We start from the raw sequence: 19,657 nt of genomic DNA on the forward strand, positions 1-19,657 counted from the left end.
GTCAGATTCAGAAGCGTTCATCGCCAGATCCTGTGGATGGTTCTTCGCTACCGACTCAGGAGGAAGCGGCCACGCCAGAATGGCAGCCTGCACGGCCACGAAAGCAGTGCTCCGACGTCAATGGAGGTGGCCTACAAGCGCCTCCCCACGTGAATCCGGTCGACAGGCTTCGCAGTCCCGGATCAAGCGGTGCTGACGGCAACAAACTGCGTTTAGGCGCCGGTAGCCGAAAAAGGGACTGTCGAAGTATCGAAGCGCATCGAATAAAGCACAGTGACAGTAGGTCACGAGACAGCTGACGTCAATGTGTCTTCCCGCTGGAGCCGCCGGCAATCATGACGAGACTGGTTGGTCCGCGATAGTGCCGTAAGGAGACTAGGTGGCAAATGCCCCATTTGTTGCCGATCTGGCATCGATTCGATGCCCTCCGAGAGGCTCCGACCCTGCAGGACCGGCCATAGATGGCTGGAAAACAACCCTTGGCTCCCTTGTGCCGCATCCAGGGCACGGTCTAGCGTCGAGAAGTCGAAGCGCTTCGACTGTGGATAGTGATGACGACTGGATGCATCGTCAATTCACCGGCCTGCAGCTGGCGTTCACCGACTGGTCCCGGGGCCTCTGGCGCGGAGACCTTAAAGATTGCGAAAAAAGTCCCTACAACTCCAGTAGGTCACCCCGAGGCAGGCGCATCCTATGCAAGGGACAGGTTGACGCCTTGTTCTGGGCCTGCGTAAAGTCAACTTAGATAGCGCTTTCTAACAGGTGTATGCGGCTTATCGCGAGAGGCGATGGGCAAGAGCGACCGTTAGGGGAGTCGAGTTGCCGGACACGCTTGTTGTGACGTCACCGCACTATCGAACTTATGTGGCCGGAAATGTCGATGTTTCGCTCCTCTTCGGCGAGCTGGAGAAGAACGTTGACGGCGTAAGGGTTGCCCCATTCTCGCTGGAATCCGCTGCGGCCGGCGCTTATGACGTCATTCACGTGTACTGGCCGGAATGGGTGATAACTCGAGACCGCGGGACTCTCGCTGCCCGCCGGAGCGCGGAGGTGGTGCTGACTGCCCTGACAAGTGCGCGGCGGCGCGGCGCGAAGCTCGTCTGGGATGCGAATAACGTCCGCCCGCACGAGCCGGTCTGCGGTGAGGTCACCGCGAACTTCTTCCGGGACTTCTCCCGGATCTGTGACGTGCTTCTCGTGAGCAATGGCTCTCTGGCCGACGAATTCATCGACGAGTATCCTGCACTTATATCAGTCAGACGTGCACATCTCGGAAATTTGAACTATGCGGGAGCCTATCCCTCCGAGGGGATCGACAGAGATACCGCAAGAGCCCGACTCGGACTCCCTCCGGATAAGAGGATTGCCCTCGCGTTCGGTGTGGTCCGCCGATACAAGAACCTCCCGAGTCTGATGACGACCTTTCGAAGGTTCAGTCTGACGACGAGCGATGACGTTCATCTTGTCGTGGCCGGAAACGCCACCGACGTCCAGCTCCGCCGCGAGATCGAGGAGGTTGCCGCGCTCGCTCCGGACCTCTTCACCTTGGATCTCCGCAGCATCCCGGAGGAGCTCGTTGCGGTCTACTTCCGCGCAGCGGACGTCGTGTTGATCGCGACAAGCCAATCCGTGAAGTCGGGGGTCGCGGGACTGGCGATGACGCTCGGCACGCCCGTGTGGCTGCCGCGCCGCGGGGCGGCGATCGACTATGCGGACGAGGTGGGGAGGCCGGCTCTCAATCTCTACGAGGGCGGGATGACGGAAGGAATCATGCGTGAGGCGCTCAGCCCGGTTTCAACGGAGGCGCTTCCCACGCCGACCGCGCTCCTCGACGGGCGCCTTGGAGAGACCTGGCGAAGCTATGCCATGCGTGTGCTCGCGGTTTACCGCTCGTTGTTCGAATGAGAGGGACTGGAGTTTTCGTGGAGATCTTGGTGATGTCGGACAGAGGCTGCCTTCTATGGAAAAGGTCACGCGCCTTGGCTTCATGAGGTGATCCCGTGGGTCAGAGCAGCCTTCGAGAAGGGGAGCACATGAAGCAGACGACCGTTTCACCGTCGCCCCGAAGAGTTGACGTACCCTCAGAATTCGGACGCGTGGTCGTGATCGGTGGCTGCGGAGCTATCGGAGCCGACTTCGTGACGGCAGTGGCACCCTTCTTCGACATCAGCGTGATCGACCGGGACGTCGAAAAGGTCAGATTATGGCGCGATCGATGGGCCCAATATCCTGCGCTGAATGTCAAGGATGTGTCGTGCTCCTACGAAGCGCTTCGGGGAGCGGACGTGGTGGTTGTCACGATCGGCACCGAGGGCCCTGAAGGCGTGACCCGTGGCAGTCTCTTCGAGCTCATCGAACAGATCGCTTCGTTCCTGACCGATTCACAGCTCGTGATCCTTCGGACCACCATTGATCCGGGGACGACGCGAAGGCTGATGTCGATCGCCGACACCATCGCACCCTCGGAGTTGGACGTCGTGGTAGCCCCTGAGCGTTCGCTTGAGGGAGCGGTGGAGCGAGAGCTGCTCACGATCCCGCAACTGCTGGGCGGCCCTGCAAGGGCGGTTGACCGGGCAGAGCGGTTCTTCAGCACGATGGGCGTGGACGTTATTCGCCTCCCCGACTGGGAGTCAGCGGAACTGGCGAAGCTGATCTGCAACGGATACCGATACATGAGCTTTCAGCTCGCGAATCACTTCGAAATGCTCGCTTCGGAGTACGACTGTTCGTACGACGCCATCCGGCATGCGGTGCAGCGGGACTATCCACGCGCGTATGGCCTGAGCGCGGCCGGTCTGGTCGGCGGCCCATGCCTCCCGAAGGACACACGGATGTTGTCGGACGCGACCCCTGACGGGATGGTGGATCTGGCCGCCGCGGCCACCGCGATATCGGACGAGTACGAGGCGTGGGTCGCCGATCGGATCGAACGTCGGCTGATGGGCTTACGTGAACGGACGATCGGGGTCCTAGGGATGGGCTTCAAGGCCGGGTCCCAGGATCGGCGTGCCTCCCGCTCCATCTGGTTGGCCGAGCGTTTGGCAGCCGGCGGAGCGGTCGTCGTTGAGCTTGACGGCGTCGAACAGGCTCGTGACGTCCCGATGGATTGTCTCGTGGATGTCTTCGGCATGACAGAGACGGGTTATCTGCCGACCACGCGAGCCGGAACACCCGCGGCCGTATATGTCATAGGGGTCGGTTGGCGTTCGGGCCCGGGATCGCGAGATGACTGACGCGCCGGTGTTCGAACGCCTCCTCGCGGCGATGCGAGAGCGCGGCGGCGCCCCGGCTCTTGAGGATGGGCGGGAGTCTCTCTCGTACCTGACTGTGGCGTCCATGATCGACACCTGCCGTGCGGATCTCGCCACGGCTGGGTTGGTCGATGGCGACCGGGTCTCCGTGGTCATCCGCCAACGGTGCTCGGACGTCGTCAATTTGCTGGCCGTGATGACGGCCGGCGGGGTTGCCGTCCCCTGCGACGCTGTGTGGCCGGAGCACCGCCGGTCGCTGACGGAGAGCAACGCTGACGTACGGATGCGGCTCGATGGGGAGACATGCGTCGTCCTGAACAAGCCGGGCGCGTCGACCCGGCTGAAGCGGGACCCGAGGACCGATTCCCTGGCGCTCCTGATGTACACATCGGGCTCCACCGCGGAGCCCAGGGGCGTCATGGTCCAGGCGGACCAGATCGAGTTCTGTACCGAACGCATCGGCGAACGGTTGGCCTACACCGTGAAGGACCGAATCGCATGCCCGGTCCGCCTTTCATTCGATTACGGGCTGTATCAGATTTTTCTGGCGTTCTCGACGGGAGCCACATTGGTCCTGTGCGACGTGACCGACCCGTTCGGGTGGTTGCGAGACGCGATTCGCCATGCCCGTCCGACGGTGCTTGCGCTCACGCCGTCGATGGCCCGCGCCGCTGTCTCGAAGTGGCACCGGTCCGGGGAGGACGATCGTGTACGCCTCGTCACGTTCACAGGAGAATCGGTGGATCGCCGTGTAATCGCCGGGATGACAGACGCCTTCCCTCATGCCTCGATCGTGCTCATGTACGGGGTGACCGAGTGTAAAAGAGTCTCGATTTCCGAACCCGACGAATGGAGACGCGACCCCACCAGCGTCGGTCGACCCTTGACAGGTACCTCCGTCGTCATCCGCGACCAACGCGGTGATGAACTTCCCGCTGGCGAGGTGGGGGAGATCCATGTTCTCGGTCCGAATCTTTCGTCCGGCTACTGGCGAGATCTCGAACTCACAGAACGGAAATTCCCTCTGTACTCGGGACGGCGAGAGCTCGCGACAGAAGACCTTGGGTACGTCGATTCGTCCGATCGCCTGCACATCGTTGGCCGCATTGGCGACACGTACAAGGAGCGAGGACAGCGCGTGTCGGCTCAGGAGGTAGAAGCCGCGGCGCTGAGCTGCGACGGCGTCAGGGGAGCGGTCTGCATACCGCCGCGGGCCGAAACGAAGTCAACGCTGTTCGTGTCAGCGGACGATCGAGTCACCCAGCACGATCTCCTCGTGAGGCTCGGCCAGATACTGGGTACGGACCGTATCCCTCGTCGAATCGCCCGGGTCGACGAACTGCCCCTGACGCCAAACGGTAAAGCGGACAGGGTACAGCTCCGCAAGATCGCCGGCGAGAGCACGGGAAGCGCATGGTGACGGCAGAGTGGGTAATCGTCGCGTGGTCTCATCGCGGGGCGGTGACATGAACGACTTCGGTCCTTCAGAAGTCATAGATGCGGCGACCGGCGATCGAGCGTCATGGGGAGAACTCATGCGCGAGGCGAGCAAGCGCCTCGCCGAATGGCGCGGTGCCGACGTGAGTGGTGCGCCCACCATCGCGTTGACGCCACGTCGAGGCATCCCGGGAATCATCGACCTACTGGCCGCCTACCAACACGACGGTCATGCCGCAGTGGTGCCGGCCCAGTACCACACGGCGCCATCCTGGAGGCTGGACGTACCCACGAGCACGCCGAGCTCGACCGGCACCATCTCCGTACAGAACGGTGAACCGAGCCGCCTTCGCCACGAGTTGCCGTTCAGTACCTTCACGTCGCGGCTCGCGGGGAGACGGCTGTTCGCGGCGAGCGGTGGCAGCACGGGAACCCACCGGGTCGGCGAGGTCCCGGTAGGGAAACTCGACCCGTTGCCGGCCGCGTATCAAATGACCGGCCTGGGGCGGAACTCCCGCATGTACGTGGGCGGGCCGTGGTCACACTCAGCGTTCGTCTGGGCCTTCTATTCCGCACTCGAGTCGGGAATCACGGCAGTCGTCGCCAGCCACTTCAGGCCACGACAAGTCGTGCGTGCCCTCGATGACCTGAGTGTGGACTGGGCCCTGCTCCCGCCCACCGAGTTCCACGCCCTCGCGTCCACCATCCGGCAGGACGCGTGGAGACCTCGAAGCCTGCGAACCGTGGTGACGACGGGCGGGGCGACGCGCCCGGCGGCGCGCGACACCTGGTACGGCGCACTGGCACCCGACCGGGTGTTCGACATGTTCGCTACAACCGAGGGAATCGGCGTGCTCCTCGCCAACGGAGTGGAACAACTGGAGCGCCTGGGTACGTCGGGCCGTCCGGTCTGGGCCAAGGTACAGATCCGAGACAGCCGAGGCCGAGTCCTCGACCGGCCTGGCGAGGTCGGTGAACTCTTCATGAGATCGCTCTCCCGAGCCTCCACAGAGGCCGCGCCCTTCAGAAGCGCGGGGGACAGAGCCCGAATCGACGAGGACGGCTATGTCTTCCTGATGGGACGAACCGACGACGAGGTCGTGATCGAGGGGCAGAACATCAACCTGCACGAACTCGCGCGCGCGATCGAGCGCGCGACGAACGTCGACGAGGCAGTCGTCATCGAGGCCTCCTTCGGTGACGGGCAGAGCCCTCAACTGGGTGTTGTCGTCGTCAGCGATGAGACGGGTGTCGACGAGTTGCGACGCTGCGCGGCGCCCGTGATCGGTGAACTGTTCGGACCGCTGGCCATTCCGCGGCGATGGGTTGCCGTACGCGCACTGCCCACCACTCCGAACGGCAAAGTCGATTGGCGCAAGTTGACGCAGTTGCTCGACAGGACGAGTGCGCGCGGCGTACAAGGGGGAAAAAGTGAAGGTACGGAGCATACCTGCGAAGGCACTTGACGGTGCCGCCGTCGGAGAGTTGATCCGCGACATGTGGGATGACGAGGGGCAGCGTCTGTCGAGCCCGCTCCTTTTCGAGGACGTCAGGCACCGAGGAACGCCGGAGGAATGGCTGCCCCGCATCTGTGAGACGGCCGGCATCCACACAGTCGAATACATCGGCGGCAACTCACCACGAACGAAGGTCGCCGACACCGTCTATACCTCGACTGAATATCCGCAGAGGGAGACGCTGAGCCTGCACCAGGAGCTCTCCTACGAGACCCGTGCTCCGGAAGTTCTCTTGTTCGTCTGCGTCAATCCCCCGTCCATGGGAGGAGAAACGCCCGTTTGCGATGCTGGGGAGCTGCTGTCCGGACTTCCCGACTCGCTCACCGAACGCTTCGCGAAGCTCGGCGTACGGTACCGGCAGCATCTCCCCGCTGACGAGCGTCGTCCTGGGAAGACCTGGATGGCGCAGTTCCAGACGGAGTCCCGATCCGAATGCGAGAAGCACCTCGATGAGCGATCGCTGCGCTACTGGTGGGAGCCCGACGGGACCCTCCGCATCGACAGGGACCGGAAAGCCGTTCGCCACCACCCCCGTACTGGTCACCCGCTCTGGTTCAACCAGGCCGACCAATGGGACATCGGCATGAGCATGAATCAGCGCCAACTCTCCGTCTTCACGAGGATGTTCGGGCCCGACGCCGCTCCGCACTCTGTCACCTACACGGACGGCACCACCATCGACATGGGCGACCTTCGATTGATCAAGCAGACCGCGATACGTCTCGCCGACAAACCGCCCTGGGAACGCAGCAACGTACTCGTCGTCGACAACCGGCAACACATGCACGGCCGTATGCCGTTCGAGGGTGATCGACAAATCCTCGTCAGCATGGGTGATTTCGGAGGTGGAGAGTGAAAAACCTCCCGTGGGACACGTTCACCGCCCTCGTTGCGCAATTCCTGGTGAGACTGACCGGGGACGTCGAACGTGGCACAAAACTGGAAGAAGCAGGACTGGACTCACTGTCGTTGGTCGAGCTGGTCGCAGAGATCGAGACCCGGTTGGATGTCGAGTTCCCGGTCGAGATGCTCAACTGGGACACCTTCGCGACGGCGGGAACTCTCCATGCCGCGACAGTAGGTCTACTCGATGATGAAGAAAACTCGTCGTGACCGAACCCGGTGACCCGCGATTCGGGGCGACACATCGTCGGTTCGTCATTCCCACGGTCATCTCCCGCGCAACCATCGGCGGATCCACGTGCCAGATCGTGGTGGGCGTGCTGTCGAGTGGCTCGGCCACGCAGCGATCACAACGAGGCGAGCTCCGTGCCGAGTTGTTGCGCATCGCGTTGCGCGGTCAGGGGCTTGCCGATCCGTGCACCGTAGGCGTCGAGCACGATGCCAACGGTGCACCCGCGTTGTCATCGCCGCACATCGGATCCGTCTCCTTCTCCTACGACGGAATCTGGGCGGTTGTCGCGATCTCGCCGAGCGAGGGCCGGATCGGCGTGGACATCCAGATGCCACGGAGGGTCTCCCCGACGGTGCTGCGGAGATTCGCGCCGGATCTGGCCACGCGAGCCGACGACAAGAGCACCTACAGCGAGTTCGCACGTCGCTGGGCTGCGCGCGAGGCGGCAAGCAAAGCCGCCGGCACGGGCCTGCGCGGCGAACTCCTCAGAACGGTCCTTCCCGTCGCGCGTGCCGGACGGGACTTCGGCGCGACGTACACCGTGCTCGATGGATGGACCTTTCCCGCGCTGTCACTGGCCCACAAAGACTAAGGAGGAGCGTTGCTCAGATCCGGCCTGTGGGTCTGTCGTTCCAGTTTCAAAGCCGCACCGTGGACTTCGTCTGCCGTCGCGATGTTCTCCGTGCTGTTCGCCTGCGTTCCAAGCGCGCAGGTGCTCCTCATGGCTTCGCTGCTGAAGCAGCTCAGTGGTGACCGCGTTGGTCCGGGGTCCGTGGCGGTGACCCTGGCGTTGATCGTGATACTCGTCGGGTTGATAGGCCCGCTCCGGTCGGTTCGCGACTTCGTGGCCGAGCTCGTGCATCTCGATACGTGCGCCGCCCTGCAGGGACGCCTCGCGGATCGGGCGTCCCAGCTGACGCCGGCCGAGATCGCCGCTGAGGATCTCGCCTCTCAAATCGAGGGTCACAGCCGAGCAGTTGTTGATTACACATCTCGCGTGTACACAGACGCTTTGCTGGCCGCGGAAGCGATCTTCGGTGCCATCGGAATCGTTACCACGATGGCCGAGTACAGCTGGGTCGCGAGTGCTCTCACCGCCTTGAGTATCGTGCCGACTTTGGTGATCGGCTTTTATGTGAGCAAGGAGATGAAGACTACGTGGCTTCGTCTGGGGCGTATTTACAGGCGTGAGCGCTACATCCGGGAAACGCTGAGCAGCCGTTCTGCGCTCCTGGAGCTCACCGCTTTCGGGACCATGACCCGTATCGGCCGACTCGAGAAGGAGGCGCAAGCTGAAATATGCGCAGTAAGGAAGGATCCGATTCGCGCGGGGCTCCGAGTGACTGGAATTTCCGCAGGGGCAAGTGCGATTCTGTTCGGATTGGCCATCTTCAGTGTGTTCTCCAGCGTCGGCTATGAGCCGGAGGCCGTCGCTGCCGTGTACGGAGTATTCGGTGCGGTGAACGCCGTTGCACAGGGCGGGTCACGGGTATCGACGATTGTCCAGTACATTCCGACGATCGACGCTTTCGTGGAGTTTCTCGATCGACCAGAAGCCGAATCGAGCGCGCCGGCATCCTGGGGGAAGCCAGAGATAGATAAGATCGAAATGCGTGACGTGCACGTTTCGTACGGCGATGGCGTATTTGCGGTCCAGGGGGCGACGCTGCAGGTTTCGCGCGGAGAGATGATCGCGATAGTCGGGAAGAACGGCGCGGGCAAGACAACTCTCCTCAACGCATTGCTCGGCCTCGTTCCCATCTCTAAAGGGACTGTACTGGCGAACGACCGACCGGTTCACCCGGCGGCGCAGGAGTGGTGGCTGCGTGGGTTTGGCGCCATGGCACAGGACTACGGGAAATACGAGGTCACCGTGGAGGAGTCTGTCCGGCTGGGGTGTGCGGAAAGTACTGATTCACATGCGGTTGACTCCGCCCTTCGCGCAGCGTGTGCCGCCGACTTCGTCGAGAAACTTCGTGATCGTGAAAAGACCCAGCTCGGTGAAATCTGGGGGGGAACCGGTCTCTCAGGTGGTCAATGGCAGCGTCTGGCGCTCGCGCGTGTCTATCTGCGTGACGCGAACGTCTGGATCCTGGATGAGCCGTCCTCAGCAATAGATGCCGAGACCGAGGTGACACTTTTCGAAGAACTCCGCCGAACGAGCGGGACCCGCTCGACTGTCGTCGTGTCGCATCGGGCATGGACTCTCCGCCCGATGGATCGGATCTATGTCATGGACGAAGGGCGAATCGTCGAGCAGGGTTGTTTCGATGAACTCGTGCAGCAGAACGGCGCCTTCGCACGTCTCTTCCGAGAACAGACAATGAGCCTTTCGTGATAGAGCGGAAGAACAGTGAGGGGTATCGGGTGGATAAACGACGTGAACTGCACAGGGCCATCGAGGAAATCTACGGGCGGCCCCTGAAGGAGACTGACGACGTTTTCAGTCTCGGTGGATCCTCACTGCAGGCGCTGCAACTGGTCGTCCAGTTCGAAGAAGTGCTCGGGGTCCCCGTCGACGTCGAACGGCTCATCACGGCCGAGACCATCTCGGAGCTGGTCGACGAACTGGCGGCTGACGAACCCCGACTGGCAAGGGAGTGAGTAGACCGTGAGCCAAATCGATGGCACCCCGTCTCTCCGCTCGGCTGGTGAGATCCGGTCGAGATGCCCACGGCATCGTTCCGCGTTCGTGGCTCCGTCGGCGGATCGCGCCTGGACGCTGGGGGACCTGCTACAGGGGCCGCGCGAGGGGGAGTGGCACCAGGTCCTCGATGACGGGGCCCGTGCCCTCGTGATCTGTCGTGCGGGACGTTCCCTGGACGAGGTTTCCGCGGTCCTTCGACTGCTCGACGCGGCCGTGCCGATGGTGCTCGTCGACAGCCTGAACGCACGACAGAGCGAGGACGTGATCGAGACACTCGGGGCAACCCACGTGTTCGAACGGGGCGCGTTCCACCGCCGACATGGACGCCGCGCGACATCGGTTCATCGGGATCGCATGGTCACGCTTCCGACCGCCGGCTCCTCCGGGCATCCGAAGTACGTCGCGCTGAGTGCCGAGAGCGTCATGGGAAACGCTGCCGCCGTGGCCGCGAACCTGGGACTGAGGGACGACGACGTAGGTGTGACGACCCTGTCGCCGGCCTACTCGTACGGGTTGTCGAACGTGCTCGCACACACGCTTGCCGGCGCCACCATGCTGTGCGTGGACCACTCCATCGCGAGCCGGCGATTCTGGGAGACCATTCGCGACGAGGGTGCAACCAGTCTTGCCTTCGCGGCGAGTTCCGCCCCGTTGGTAGTCACAGCACTGAGACGCTCCATGATGCCAAGAACGTTGCGGCGAATCATGTTCGCAGGCGGAGCAGTCGACCGGTCTCTGGTGCCCGAGCTCTATCGTGAAACCGCCCGGGTCGGTGCTTCCCTGCATGTGATGTACGGACAAACAGAAGCCGGACCGCGCATCGCGATCAGCTCGCCCGATACCGAACCGAAGCACTGGGGCACCGTCGGTACGGGAATCCATGGGGTGCGCACCCGCGTGGTGGACTCAGCCGGCGCAGAACAACAGGCTGGTAAGGAGGGCCGGATCCAGGTCGCCAGCCCCTACATCATGGCGGGCTACAGTCAACGCGCCAGCGATCTGGCATCTCCAAGGGATCAAATTGATTGGCTCGATACGGGCGACCGAGGTCGGCAGGATGCCACCGGGCGGATGTGGATCAGCGGCAGGGCAGACGAAATACGGAAGGTCTCGGGATACCGGATCGACCTGAGAGACGTACGTGAACAAGCCGCGACCGTCTTCAGATGCTCCGCCGCGGCGCTCACCGGTCCGCATCTTGTGACTGTGTGCTTGGAGACAGCGGACCGCATTTCGTCTGATCAGCCGCAAGTGACCGAACTGGCCGAGCGATTGAATCTGCCCGCCGAACTCATCCGCATCGTCACGATCCCGAAACTTCCGCGTGGGGCCAGCGGGAAAGTGGACCATGTCGCGCTCGCAGAACGCACGGGATCCGCAGTGATCGAAACCGTGGAGGAAGAATGAACTCGAACAGCCGGATACTGATGACAGCCGAACCCTACGGTTTCGGCCCTTCGTCGAAGGCGCTCGCCATCGCGCGGGAGTTGGCTGAAGCTCATGGGATGAGGGCCTACTTCACGGGACTCGGCACAGCGTACTCCGCGGCGACTCGGGAAGCGGAGCTGTTCAGCGCCATCTCGACATCCGCGCGATACGACACCGACCTCCTCGCCGAGGAGGTGCGTGGACACGATCTGGTGATCTCCGTAATGGAGCCTTCACTTGCGCTCGCGGCAGCCGCCGAGGAAGTGCCGTGCCTGTACGTTGATTCGTTGTTCTGGATGTGGGACTGGCCCGACGAGTTCGCAGACCTTGAGGGGCCCCAGGAGCAACAGATCCGCCGGATCACCGAAGGTACGCGTCAGCAGCGTCGGGGCGCGCTGCGAGAAGCCATCAATCTTCCGATGCACGAGGCACAGTATGTTGCGCACAGGGTGGCGGCCCAGGTGTGCTACCAACGCTACGGCGGCGAGGCGGAGCCAACGCGATCGAGGGCACGCGACGCTTGCGCGGCGAAACCTACCGGAGCGATCGTCGACCGTGTGCCGGCGGCCAGGCAACTCGGCGGTGATTCACCTGCTTTGATAGTCAGCGTCAGTGGACTGTCGAACGAATTCACCGAAGAGTCATACGCGACAGGATGGACACGGGCGGTCATCGACACGATTGCCGATGCGATCAAGGGAACAGCCTTCGAGGGCAGCGGAACTCGTGTCGGCGGCAACGCTGACATTCTCGACACGCTGTCGGTGGGCGCCGACCGCTCGCTGGAGATCAAACCGTGGCACAGCCACGAGGACTTCATGCTCGACCTGAGCCGGGCTGCCGCGTTCGCCGCACCACCCGGCATCACGTCCATCGCCGAATCATGGGCGATCGGCGTGCCGTTCTTCGCACTTCCGATCCAGCACTACGCACATGCGTCGATCTTGCAGCGTATGCGTGGCAGCAACGCCGATGCGTTCCCTGGAATCGACGCGGGGGCCACACCGACGACGGGTGACCTGGTCGATGTGACCGCGACCGTGCTCAACTCCGTTATCGCGGATCTCCTTGAGGGAGGGCGGGCACGTACGGCAGCCGTCGATCATGTGCGAGAGTTCCTGGTCGGCCTCGCGGAGAACCGGACCACGTTCATCGCGCGCCAGGACCTTTGGCTTTCCCAGCTGTTCGGAAGCGCCGACGGCGCCTCGGAGGTTGTTCGTGAAGCGCACCGGCTCTGCTGAACGGCATGACGGTGACCTCGCACGTTCGGTTCAGGAAACGGTTCGGGGGAACCCCGGCAACAATGCCGGGGTTCCCCCGAACCGGACGCCGCTACGAAACCGACGCGCCTCAACTCACCGGTTGACCGTCCGACCGCCACAGCCAGCGGAGGGCATCGGGAAGCAGGACACCGCCGTGGTTGGGGCTGTGGCCGCCGTCGCCCAGGACGAGGCGGAAGTCGTAGTCGGCTTCCGCGAGCGCAGCCGCGACGCGCAGGTTGTTGGCGAGCCAGTTTCTGTCGGGCTCGTTCCAGCGCAGGTCACGATGGCCGGCTTGCATGAAAATGCGCAGCGGCTTGCGAGGGACACGGGGGATGAGGTCGGGGTAGGGGTTGCCGTCCGGCATCTGGGTGAAGCTGGACAAGTACCCGATCACCCGGCGGAATTTGTCCGGACGCAACCACGCCGCGGTGAAGGCGCAGTTGCCGCCGCTACTGCCACCGCAGATGCCCCACTGGTCGGGGTCTTCGGAGATCGAGTAGCGCTTCGTGACCTCGGGGAGGATCTCCGTCAGGAGGAAGTTGACGTACCGATCATCGAAGGCGTCGTATTCGGTGTTGCGGTTCTTCGGGTTCTCGGCATCGGGGAAGACGCCGGGGTCGACGAAAACGCCGATGGTGACCGGGATGTCACCGCGGTGGATGAGATTGTCCAGGGCGATCCCGCCGCGTACCTCCCCTTCGGGGTCCAGGTACCACCATCCGTCCTGGAACACCATCAGCGATGCCGGCTCCGAGGGGTCGTACTGCGCGGGTACGTGTACCCAGAACTTCCGTAAAGTTCCCGGGTAGATAGCGCTGTCATTCCATTCGAACTCGATCGTCTCCCCGACGGGTACACCAGGCTGCACGACGGAGTCGGGGCCATAGGCATAGCGAACGTCTGATTGATGAACAGGGAGTTGCTGGTAGGGCAGCTCGGTCGTCATGGGAGCCATCCTAGGAGAGATCGCGAACGGCCTCAACGGGTGTATGACAAGGATTTAAAGGATTTACGTGTTCTTCGGGAAGTCTTCGCCGTCTTGACTCCGTCGCGGAGAGGTGGCGAGGCGGGTGTCCGGTGGTGTCCCCGCCCGTGGTGCGGCTCGCTGGTCCCGGCTCGGCGAGCCCCAACGAGGTTTGCGGCGCGGCAGATTCAGCCGCGACCTGGGGATCGGTGTCTGGCCAGCGTTGCCCCTGGCCCGACCGACGGGGAGTCGCTGTGGTCGGCTGTCCGGATGGTCTGCCGTCGAGGCCGAACCTTTTCTCCAAGCCGTCAACTTCGGCCGACGGGGGCGGTGGGCTCGGTTCCGCCGTTCATAAACGTCCTCTGGGAGGTCACTACTCCAACCGGAGCTTCGAAACAGTCCTGCGTGAACAGGGCCGATCAACTTCACGCAAAGACCATGGGAGCTCTCTTCCTTTTCGATCGTCCAGCTGGGATAGTGAGAAACAGGAGAAAGCGCTTGCCGTCGGAGGGTCAGAAGGAAGGAGGAGTGCGTCGATCGCCGGCATTCATCAGTATCCAGCGGGAGGGCATGCCGTGGCTGTCACGAGGGCTGAACGAATGACGTGGGGCCAGGAGGAGATGTGGACTCTGTGGCAGGGGTATCCCGCTGCCCCTGAGTTACTTCTGTCCAGGGTGGAGATTTTCGACAGCACGGTGGAAGTCGAAAACCTTGTCAAAGCCCTGGACTTCGTCCGATGGCGACACGAGGGACTGCGAACGGTCTATGGCTTGTCCCCTCGGGGCGAGCCGACACAGTACGTACGAGACGACCTGGTGCCGGCGGTCGAGATCGTCCCCGTGGCCGATGACGAGGTGGAAGGTGAGTCGGCACGACAGAAGGCACGAATGAAAGGGGACTTGTTCTCTCTCACGGAAGAAGCCCCGTTCCGAGCTGTCATCGTGACTGCACCGACCAGAGGACATGTGCTGGTCCTGGTGATGCATCACATTACTGCCGATCACAACGCGATCCAGTTGCTCATAGCGGAGATAAAAGAATTTCTGGCGGGCGGGGCCGCCCGTCTGCCCGCGGCCTATCAGCCGACCGATATGGCAGCCGAGGAGTGTTCCTCCGCAGGCCGGCAACGCAGCGAACGATCGCTGGAACGGGCCGCGCAGATTTTTGCACAGGGACCGCAGGCCGTCTTCCCGGGCACCGTGGCCTCGACGGAACCCAGATATCTAGAGGCGTCGCTGTTCTCCCACAGAGCCTTTGACCATGCCGACCGCGTCGCGCAGCGAATGCGAATATGGCAGCCCTCGCTGTGGCTTGCCATCTTCACGGTTGTTCTTTCTGCGGCCTCCGGGCAGCGTCGATGCCTGTTCGAGATCATTGTTTCCAACCGCATCGACAGGCGCAGACTTGGAATTGTGGGGCATCTCAGCTCGACAACTCCCGTGCTCCTGGAAATGTCAGCCGGGCAGAGCTTCCGTGAACTCACGAAAGAGGTCGTGAGGGCGTCCCTCGACGTCGTCAAGTACGGCGACTCCGCCCGTTTGCAATACTGGGACCTGAAGGACGCTCAGATGCGGAAGCGAGGTCTCGAATATCGCAACCAGGTGACTTTCAATTACGTTCAGGAGTCGAATGCCAAGTCCCGCTCCAAGGCTCATCGCGTGATTCGTAGAAGGGCCCTCGCGGAATGTCGAGGCCTTGATTTCTACGTGGATCCAGGCACATCAGAGATCTTTGTCAGGTCCGACCGGCTCTTGGCCGGTGACCCGCAGGATTTTCTGGAGGAAATGGAGCGGGTGCTCGAGAGCCTGGTGGAAGGCGATGTGAACGCGGACGCCGTGGCCGCGGACCATCTCGCGAAGCTGAACCTTGAGAAGCCCCCCGGAACGACGATGTGCGATGGCAACTGGGTGAGGCCTGATCTGGTGCGCGCTGTGCTCTGCGAGCATCCGGCGGTCGGCTCGGTCGACCTCGTAGACGGTGATCGAAGGACGTCCGGGCTGAGGGTGCGGGCCCGTGTGAACAGAAGAGACGTGACAGAAGAGGACCTGCGTCGGTACATGGCCTCTCGCATGCTGGAAGATCCCGGGCTGGTAGTGCCGGACATCGCAGTCGTCACAGACCTGTGAGTCGCGTCCTGAGCCGGCTGACCGGCGGGTGGAGCAGACAGACACGGCCGACCCGGCGCTGACTGCTCGACACGGAGGGGACGGCCGCGTGACCGGCGGAGCCGTCGAACGCCCCGCCCTCTGAGGTACTTCGGAGAAAGGCAGACACCACTGTGACCACATTTTCCGTACCGTCCCCGATCCAGGTGACCGTGTGGGGCGAGAACCGCCACGAGAAGCGCGATGAGCACGTGGCCAAGATCTACCCACAGGGCATGCACACCGCGATCGCCGAGGGCATCGAGGAGAACCTCGGTGACGCCTGCACCATCCGCACGGCGACGCTGGACGACCCCGAGCACGGCCTGACCGAGGAGGTGCTCGCCGGGACCGACGTCCTCACCTGGTGGGGACACACCGCCCACGACGAGGTGTCCGACGAGGTCGTGGAACGGGTACACCGGCACGTGCTGTCGGGCATGGGCCTGTTGGTGCTGCACTCCGGCCACTGGTCGAAGATCTTCGTCAAGCTCATGGGCACCACCTGCACCCTGCGGTGGCGCAACGAGCACGACCGCGAACTGCTGTGGACGGTGAACCCCACGCACCCGATCGCCCAGGGAGTCCCGCAACCGCTCGTCGTGGACGAGGACGAGATGTACGGCGAGTTCTTCGACATCCCCGTACCGGACGAGCTGGTGTTCGTCAGCTCGTTCACGGGCGGTGAGGTTATACGCAGCGGCTGTACGTTCCGCCGCGGCCACGGCAGGGTCTTCTACTTCAGCCCCGGCGACCAGGACTACCCGGTCTACCACAACAAGGACATCCGCCGGGTGATCGCCAACGGCGTGCGGTGGGCTCGCACGGACCGGCCCGAACGCGGCCTGCCGGAGCTGCGGCGCCACGACACCGGCGACTTCTTCGACAGCCGGTCCTCCGCGGAGCCGCTGCGATGACCCACCGGACGATTCCCTGCGGGCCCGGCAACCCCCTGCGCGTGGTGGTGGTCGGTGCCGGCGCCATGGGACAGAACTGGCTGACCGCCGTCACCGACGAGCCCGGGACCGAGCTCGTCGGCATCGCCGACCTCGACTTGGACGTCGCCCGCCGGTCCGCCGCCGGCCTGGGGCGGCCGGACCTGCCAGTCGGCGCCGACGCGGTCGCGCTCGCGGCCGACACCGACGCCCAGGCGTTGGTCAACGTGACGGTTCCCGCGGCTCACCACCCCGTCACCGCCACCGCACTGTTCGCCGGGTTGCCCGTCCTCGGCGAGAAGCCGGTCGCCGACACCCTGGGCCGCGCCCTGTCCCTCGCGGCCGCCTCCGAGGTGACCGGCGAGTTGTTCATGGTGAGCCAGTCACGGCGCTGGAACCGCCAACTGTTCGCCCTGCGCGGGATGCTGGAGGAACTCGGCGCGATCGGCACGCTGACGACCGAGTTCTTCACGTCCCCGCACTTCGGCGGCTTCCGCGAGGAGATGGCGTACCCGCTGCTGATCGACATGGCGATCCACACCTTCGACTCGGCCCGGTTCCTGCTCGGCGCCGAACCGGTCTCCGCCTACTGCCAGGCGTACAACCCGCCGTGGAGTTGGTTCAGCGGCGACGCCGCCGCGAGCGCCGTCTTCGAGATGGAGGGCGGAGCGCGCTATGTGTACAACGGCAGTTGGTGCAGTCCGGGCGCCGAGACGTCGTGGAACGGCGCCTGGCGGGCGAGTGGTGAGAAAGGCTCGGCGCTGTGGGACGGCGACAACGAGCCGGTTCTTGTCGCGGACATACGACCTGCCGAGCGGCCCCGCTCCCCGTACGAGGGTGTCGGCGGAGCGCTGCGGGTCTTCGCCGAGTCGCTGCGGACGGGCAGTACGCCCATGGGCGAGGTGCACGAGAACACCATGAGCCTGGCGATGGTCGAGGCCGCGGTGCTGTCGGCCCGCACCGGACAGCGCGTGCTCCTCGACGACGTCCTGGACCAGGCGCGCGCGGCGGCGCTGCGCGAGGAGACCCGCTCGGACGTGCGTGCCGCTCTTGCCGGCTGGCCCTCGATTCGGGGCGTCCTCGCCTCCCGGCACCAGGCGCCGCCCGCCGCAGCTCCGGCCTGATTCTTCCGACTCAACGAACTGAACCCTGATTGGAGCCGATCAATGATTGCGTTTCTCCTGACGATTCGAGTTCGATCCGGAGCACACGACGGCACTGAGCGAGAGACACTGAAGCGATGGCTTGATCGCTATCCGATGCTCAGCGACAAGACCGTGCACAGCTGGGCGTCGTCGGCCGATGGGTCGGTCACCTGTCACTGGGGCGGGCATTCGGCAGATCATCTGGGCGGTGTGCGGTACTCGGCTACGGAGAGGGAAAAGTTCGCTCTGTTCGGCGGCAGGCCCGTTCTGTGGAGGAACGGCGAAGCCGATGGTCGTACGTCGATCGACCCGAAGACCTATCTCCGCGAACCAACGGAATGGTCACAGGACCTCGACGGGCGCCACGTCGTGGTCCGCGTCGACAACCGCACGGTCCATGTCCAGACCGACGCCGCGGGGTTGTTGCCCGTATACATTTCTCGAAATGCTGAGGGAATTCAGATCAGCAACATGGCTGCTCTGGTCACGCCAGTCGGTGCGCAAACTCGCCCACGAGCCTTGGCCGGACTGCTGGCAGGAGGGTGGAGTATCACGGGCGAGCCTCTGCGTGAAGGTGTCGAACGAGTGGTTCCCGGTACGGCGACCTCCATATCCCGCGACGGAGTGGTCACAACCGCGCACCTTCGGACCGATTATGCGGAATTGCTCGCAGCTGTCCCCGACTATGCGGAAGCCGAGCGACTCATGACTTCCCTTGCCCGCGCATTCGCCGACTGGCCTGGCAGGGAGACTCAACTGGCTCTCACGGGAGGTCGCGATTCCAGGGTCATCGCCGCTGTCCTGAGGAAGGCCGACATCACACCAGCCGTAGTGACGAACGCGTTCGCTGGGCAAGTCGGCTATCCGGAAACCGGGGATGTGCAGGCGGCTCGTCATCTTTCCATGATGTTGGGCTGGGAACATTCGGCCACCAAGACACGTGAGACCGCCGCGGTATACAGTCGGACACACTCGGTGCTGGAGTTGCTGCAACTCACATCAGCACAGACAACGTCTCTCACGGACATCATGGATGTCGATCTGGAGCCGGTGAACTCACTGCCGATCCTTTTCGACGGAGTGGCCGGGGAGATCGGACGCGGCGCCTGGACGGCTTACCTGGGTGGAGAATGTCCGACCGGGCAGACAGTCGATGAAATGGCTGCATCCCTCTTTGAGAAGATCACGCCTGGTTCGCCGCCCGCCCTTCTGAACGGCGACGGAAAGGCCCTCATCTACGACTGGCTGCGGGAATTCTCTCGTGAACAAACCGATCGAGGAGTCGCACTGGCGGACATACCGGAAGTGCTTCACCTGGAGCGACAGGCGTCATGGCACGGTCCGAACCTGTCGAATCGAGACCATCGCGAGGACACCGCGTCGCTGTATCTCTCGCCCAGGATCTGGCCGCACATGATAGGCCGTGGCGGAGGTGGCCATGTCGACGGAAAGTTCAATCGGACCCTTCTCCAGTCACTCGGACCGGATCTGGCGAAAATTCCCTACGAGACGGCCGACGCCTCCTGGCTGCAAGACAACTCGGTCGGCGCCACCATGAACGAAGAACGCAGGCGTAACACGCACATGATTCCCGTCGAGCCGATCGGTGCAATCCTGGATGTGGCTCGCACCGCCGCTCACTCCCACAGTGATCACCCCGCATGGGACGTCCTCGACCGTAAGCGCGTCGTGGAACTGCTGGAACGTGACCCGGAACAGATCCGAGGCGTTGAGCGCTATCAGCTGTGGAGCTTGGCGACAGCATTGGCCATGCCCGAAGGCTTGCGCTGAC

At 63.5% G+C, this 19,657-nt stretch carries 16 protein-coding genes; 15 read left to right on the forward strand and 1 reads right to left on the reverse strand.

Translation table 11 applies throughout. From position 1 onward, the window contains the following. The first annotated feature begins 819 nt into the window (after positions 1 to 819). The 11 genes from RNB18_RS17040 (at position 820) to RNB18_RS17090 (ending at position 12,656) form a co-directional block, all read left to right on the forward strand. Positions 820 to 1,905, forward strand: coding sequence for a glycosyltransferase family protein (locus tag RNB18_RS17040; RefSeq protein ID WP_311714918.1), 1,086 nt, complete (start codon positions 820 to 822; stop codon positions 1,903 to 1,905). Between the two features lie 128 nt (positions 1,906 to 2,033). After that, a complete protein-coding gene (locus RNB18_RS17045) occupies positions 2,034 to 3,233 on the forward strand; it encodes a Rossmann-fold NAD(P)-binding domain-containing protein (RefSeq protein ID WP_311714919.1) in 1,200 nt (399 codons plus the stop codon). Next, positions 3,226 to 4,671 carry a class I adenylate-forming enzyme family protein gene (locus tag RNB18_RS17050; protein WP_311714920.1) on the forward strand — a complete coding sequence of 482 codons (1,446 nt, stop codon included), beginning with the start codon at positions 3,226 to 3,228 and terminating at the stop codon, positions 4,669 to 4,671. Before RNB18_RS17045 ends, RNB18_RS17050 begins: the two co-directional genes overlap by 8 nt. Before the next feature lie 115 nt (positions 4,672 to 4,786). Then, positions 4,787 to 6,154: a class I adenylate-forming enzyme family protein gene (locus tag RNB18_RS17055; RefSeq protein ID WP_311714921.1), complete on the forward strand. Its 1,368-nt coding sequence runs from the start codon at positions 4,787 to 4,789 to the stop codon at positions 6,152 to 6,154. Next, positions 6,120 to 7,061: a TauD/TfdA family dioxygenase gene (locus RNB18_RS17060; protein ID WP_311714922.1), complete on the forward strand. Its 942-nt coding sequence runs from the start codon at positions 6,120 to 6,122 to the stop codon at positions 7,059 to 7,061. The genes RNB18_RS17055 and RNB18_RS17060 overlap by 35 nt, the downstream gene beginning before the upstream one ends. Further along, positions 7,058 to 7,318, forward strand: coding sequence for a phosphopantetheine-binding protein (locus tag RNB18_RS17065; protein WP_311714923.1), 261 nt, complete (start codon positions 7,058 to 7,060; stop codon positions 7,316 to 7,318). Before RNB18_RS17060 ends, RNB18_RS17065 begins: the two co-directional genes overlap by 4 nt. Continuing rightward, positions 7,315 to 7,932: a 4'-phosphopantetheinyl transferase superfamily protein gene (locus RNB18_RS17070; protein ID WP_311714924.1), complete on the forward strand. Its 618-nt coding sequence runs from the start codon at positions 7,315 to 7,317 to the stop codon at positions 7,930 to 7,932. Before RNB18_RS17065 ends, RNB18_RS17070 begins: the two co-directional genes overlap by 4 nt. A gap of 129 nt (positions 7,933 to 8,061) precedes the next feature. Further along, entirely contained in the window at positions 8,062 to 9,678 is a 1,617-nt protein-coding gene (locus RNB18_RS17075; protein ID WP_311714925.1) for an ABC transporter ATP-binding protein, read from the forward strand. Then, entirely contained in the window at positions 9,675 to 9,944 is a 270-nt protein-coding gene (locus RNB18_RS17080) for an acyl carrier protein (RefSeq protein WP_311714926.1), read from the forward strand. Before RNB18_RS17075 ends, RNB18_RS17080 begins: the two co-directional genes overlap by 4 nt. A gap of 88 nt (positions 9,945 to 10,032) precedes the next feature. Continuing rightward, the gene (locus tag RNB18_RS17085) at positions 10,033 to 11,394 is read left to right on the forward strand and encodes an AMP-binding protein (protein WP_311715223.1); all 1,362 of its coding nucleotides are present in this window, start codon (positions 10,033 to 10,035) and stop codon (positions 11,392 to 11,394) included. Beyond that, positions 11,391 to 12,656 (forward strand): hypothetical protein, encoded by a 1,266-nt coding sequence (locus RNB18_RS17090; RefSeq protein ID WP_311714927.1) that lies wholly within the window; start codon positions 11,391 to 11,393, stop codon positions 12,654 to 12,656. The genes RNB18_RS17085 and RNB18_RS17090 overlap by 4 nt, the downstream gene beginning before the upstream one ends. Before the next feature lie 109 nt (positions 12,657 to 12,765). Here the strand turns inward: RNB18_RS17090 and RNB18_RS17095 are convergent, their stop codons facing one another. Next, complete coding sequence (locus tag RNB18_RS17095; protein ID WP_311714928.1) at positions 12,766 to 13,623, reverse strand: alpha/beta hydrolase; 858 nt, start codon at positions 13,621 to 13,623, stop codon at positions 12,766 to 12,768. Positions 13,624 to 14,216: 593 nt separating this feature from the next. Here RNB18_RS17095 and RNB18_RS17100 point away from each other — a divergent pair. The 4 genes from RNB18_RS17100 to RNB18_RS17115 all read left to right on the forward strand — a co-directional run bounded on the left by RNB18_RS17100 (position 14,217) and on the right by RNB18_RS17115 (position 19,656). Beyond that, on the forward strand, positions 14,217 to 15,767 hold the full coding sequence (locus RNB18_RS17100; RefSeq protein WP_311714929.1) for a condensation domain-containing protein: 1,551 nt from the start codon (positions 14,217 to 14,219) through the stop codon (positions 15,765 to 15,767). Between the two features lie 152 nt (positions 15,768 to 15,919). Continuing rightward, the gene (locus RNB18_RS17105; protein WP_311714930.1) at positions 15,920 to 16,702 is read left to right on the forward strand and encodes a ThuA domain-containing protein; all 783 of its coding nucleotides are present in this window, start codon (positions 15,920 to 15,922) and stop codon (positions 16,700 to 16,702) included. After that, positions 16,699 to 17,844 (forward strand): Gfo/Idh/MocA family protein, encoded by a 1,146-nt coding sequence (locus RNB18_RS17110; protein WP_311714931.1) that lies wholly within the window; start codon positions 16,699 to 16,701, stop codon positions 17,842 to 17,844. Before RNB18_RS17105 ends, RNB18_RS17110 begins: the two co-directional genes overlap by 4 nt. Before the next feature lie 42 nt (positions 17,845 to 17,886). Further along, positions 17,887 to 19,656, forward strand: coding sequence for an asparagine synthetase B family protein (locus RNB18_RS17115; protein ID WP_311714932.1), 1,770 nt, complete (start codon positions 17,887 to 17,889; stop codon positions 19,654 to 19,656). Position 19,657 lies beyond the last annotated feature (1 nt).

Origin of the sequence: Streptomyces doebereineriae (genome assembly GCF_031845645.1) — a bacterium.
In the GTDB taxonomy this organism is placed as follows: Bacteria; Actinomycetota; Actinomycetes; order Streptomycetales; family Streptomycetaceae; genus Streptomyces; species Streptomyces canus.

What these genes read in the sequence shown, in the direction of transcription:
- RNB18_RS17090 (WP_311714927.1), top strand. Translation starts at nt 11,391, where the DNA reads ATGAACTCGAACAGCCGGATACTGATGACAGCCGAACCCTACGGTTTC.
- RNB18_RS17045 (WP_311714919.1), top strand. Translation starts at nt 2,034, where the DNA reads ATGAAGCAGACGACCGTTTCACCGTCGCCCCGAAGAGTTGACGTACCC.
- RNB18_RS17050 (WP_311714920.1), top strand. Translation starts at nt 3,226, where the DNA reads ATGACTGACGCGCCGGTGTTCGAACGCCTCCTCGCGGCGATGCGAGAG.
- RNB18_RS17075 (WP_311714925.1), top strand. Translation starts at nt 8,062, where the DNA reads ATGGCTTCGCTGCTGAAGCAGCTCAGTGGTGACCGCGTTGGTCCGGGG.
- RNB18_RS17055 (WP_311714921.1), top strand. Translation starts at nt 4,787, where the DNA reads ATGCGCGAGGCGAGCAAGCGCCTCGCCGAATGGCGCGGTGCCGACGTG.
- RNB18_RS17095 (WP_311714928.1), bottom strand. Translation starts at nt 13,623, where the DNA reads ATGACGACCGAGCTGCCCTACCAGCAACTCCCTGTTCATCAATCAGAC.
- RNB18_RS17110 (WP_311714931.1), top strand. Translation starts at nt 16,699, where the DNA reads ATGACCCACCGGACGATTCCCTGCGGGCCCGGCAACCCCCTGCGCGTG.
- RNB18_RS17115 (WP_311714932.1), top strand. Translation starts at nt 17,887, where the DNA reads ATGATTGCGTTTCTCCTGACGATTCGAGTTCGATCCGGAGCACACGAC.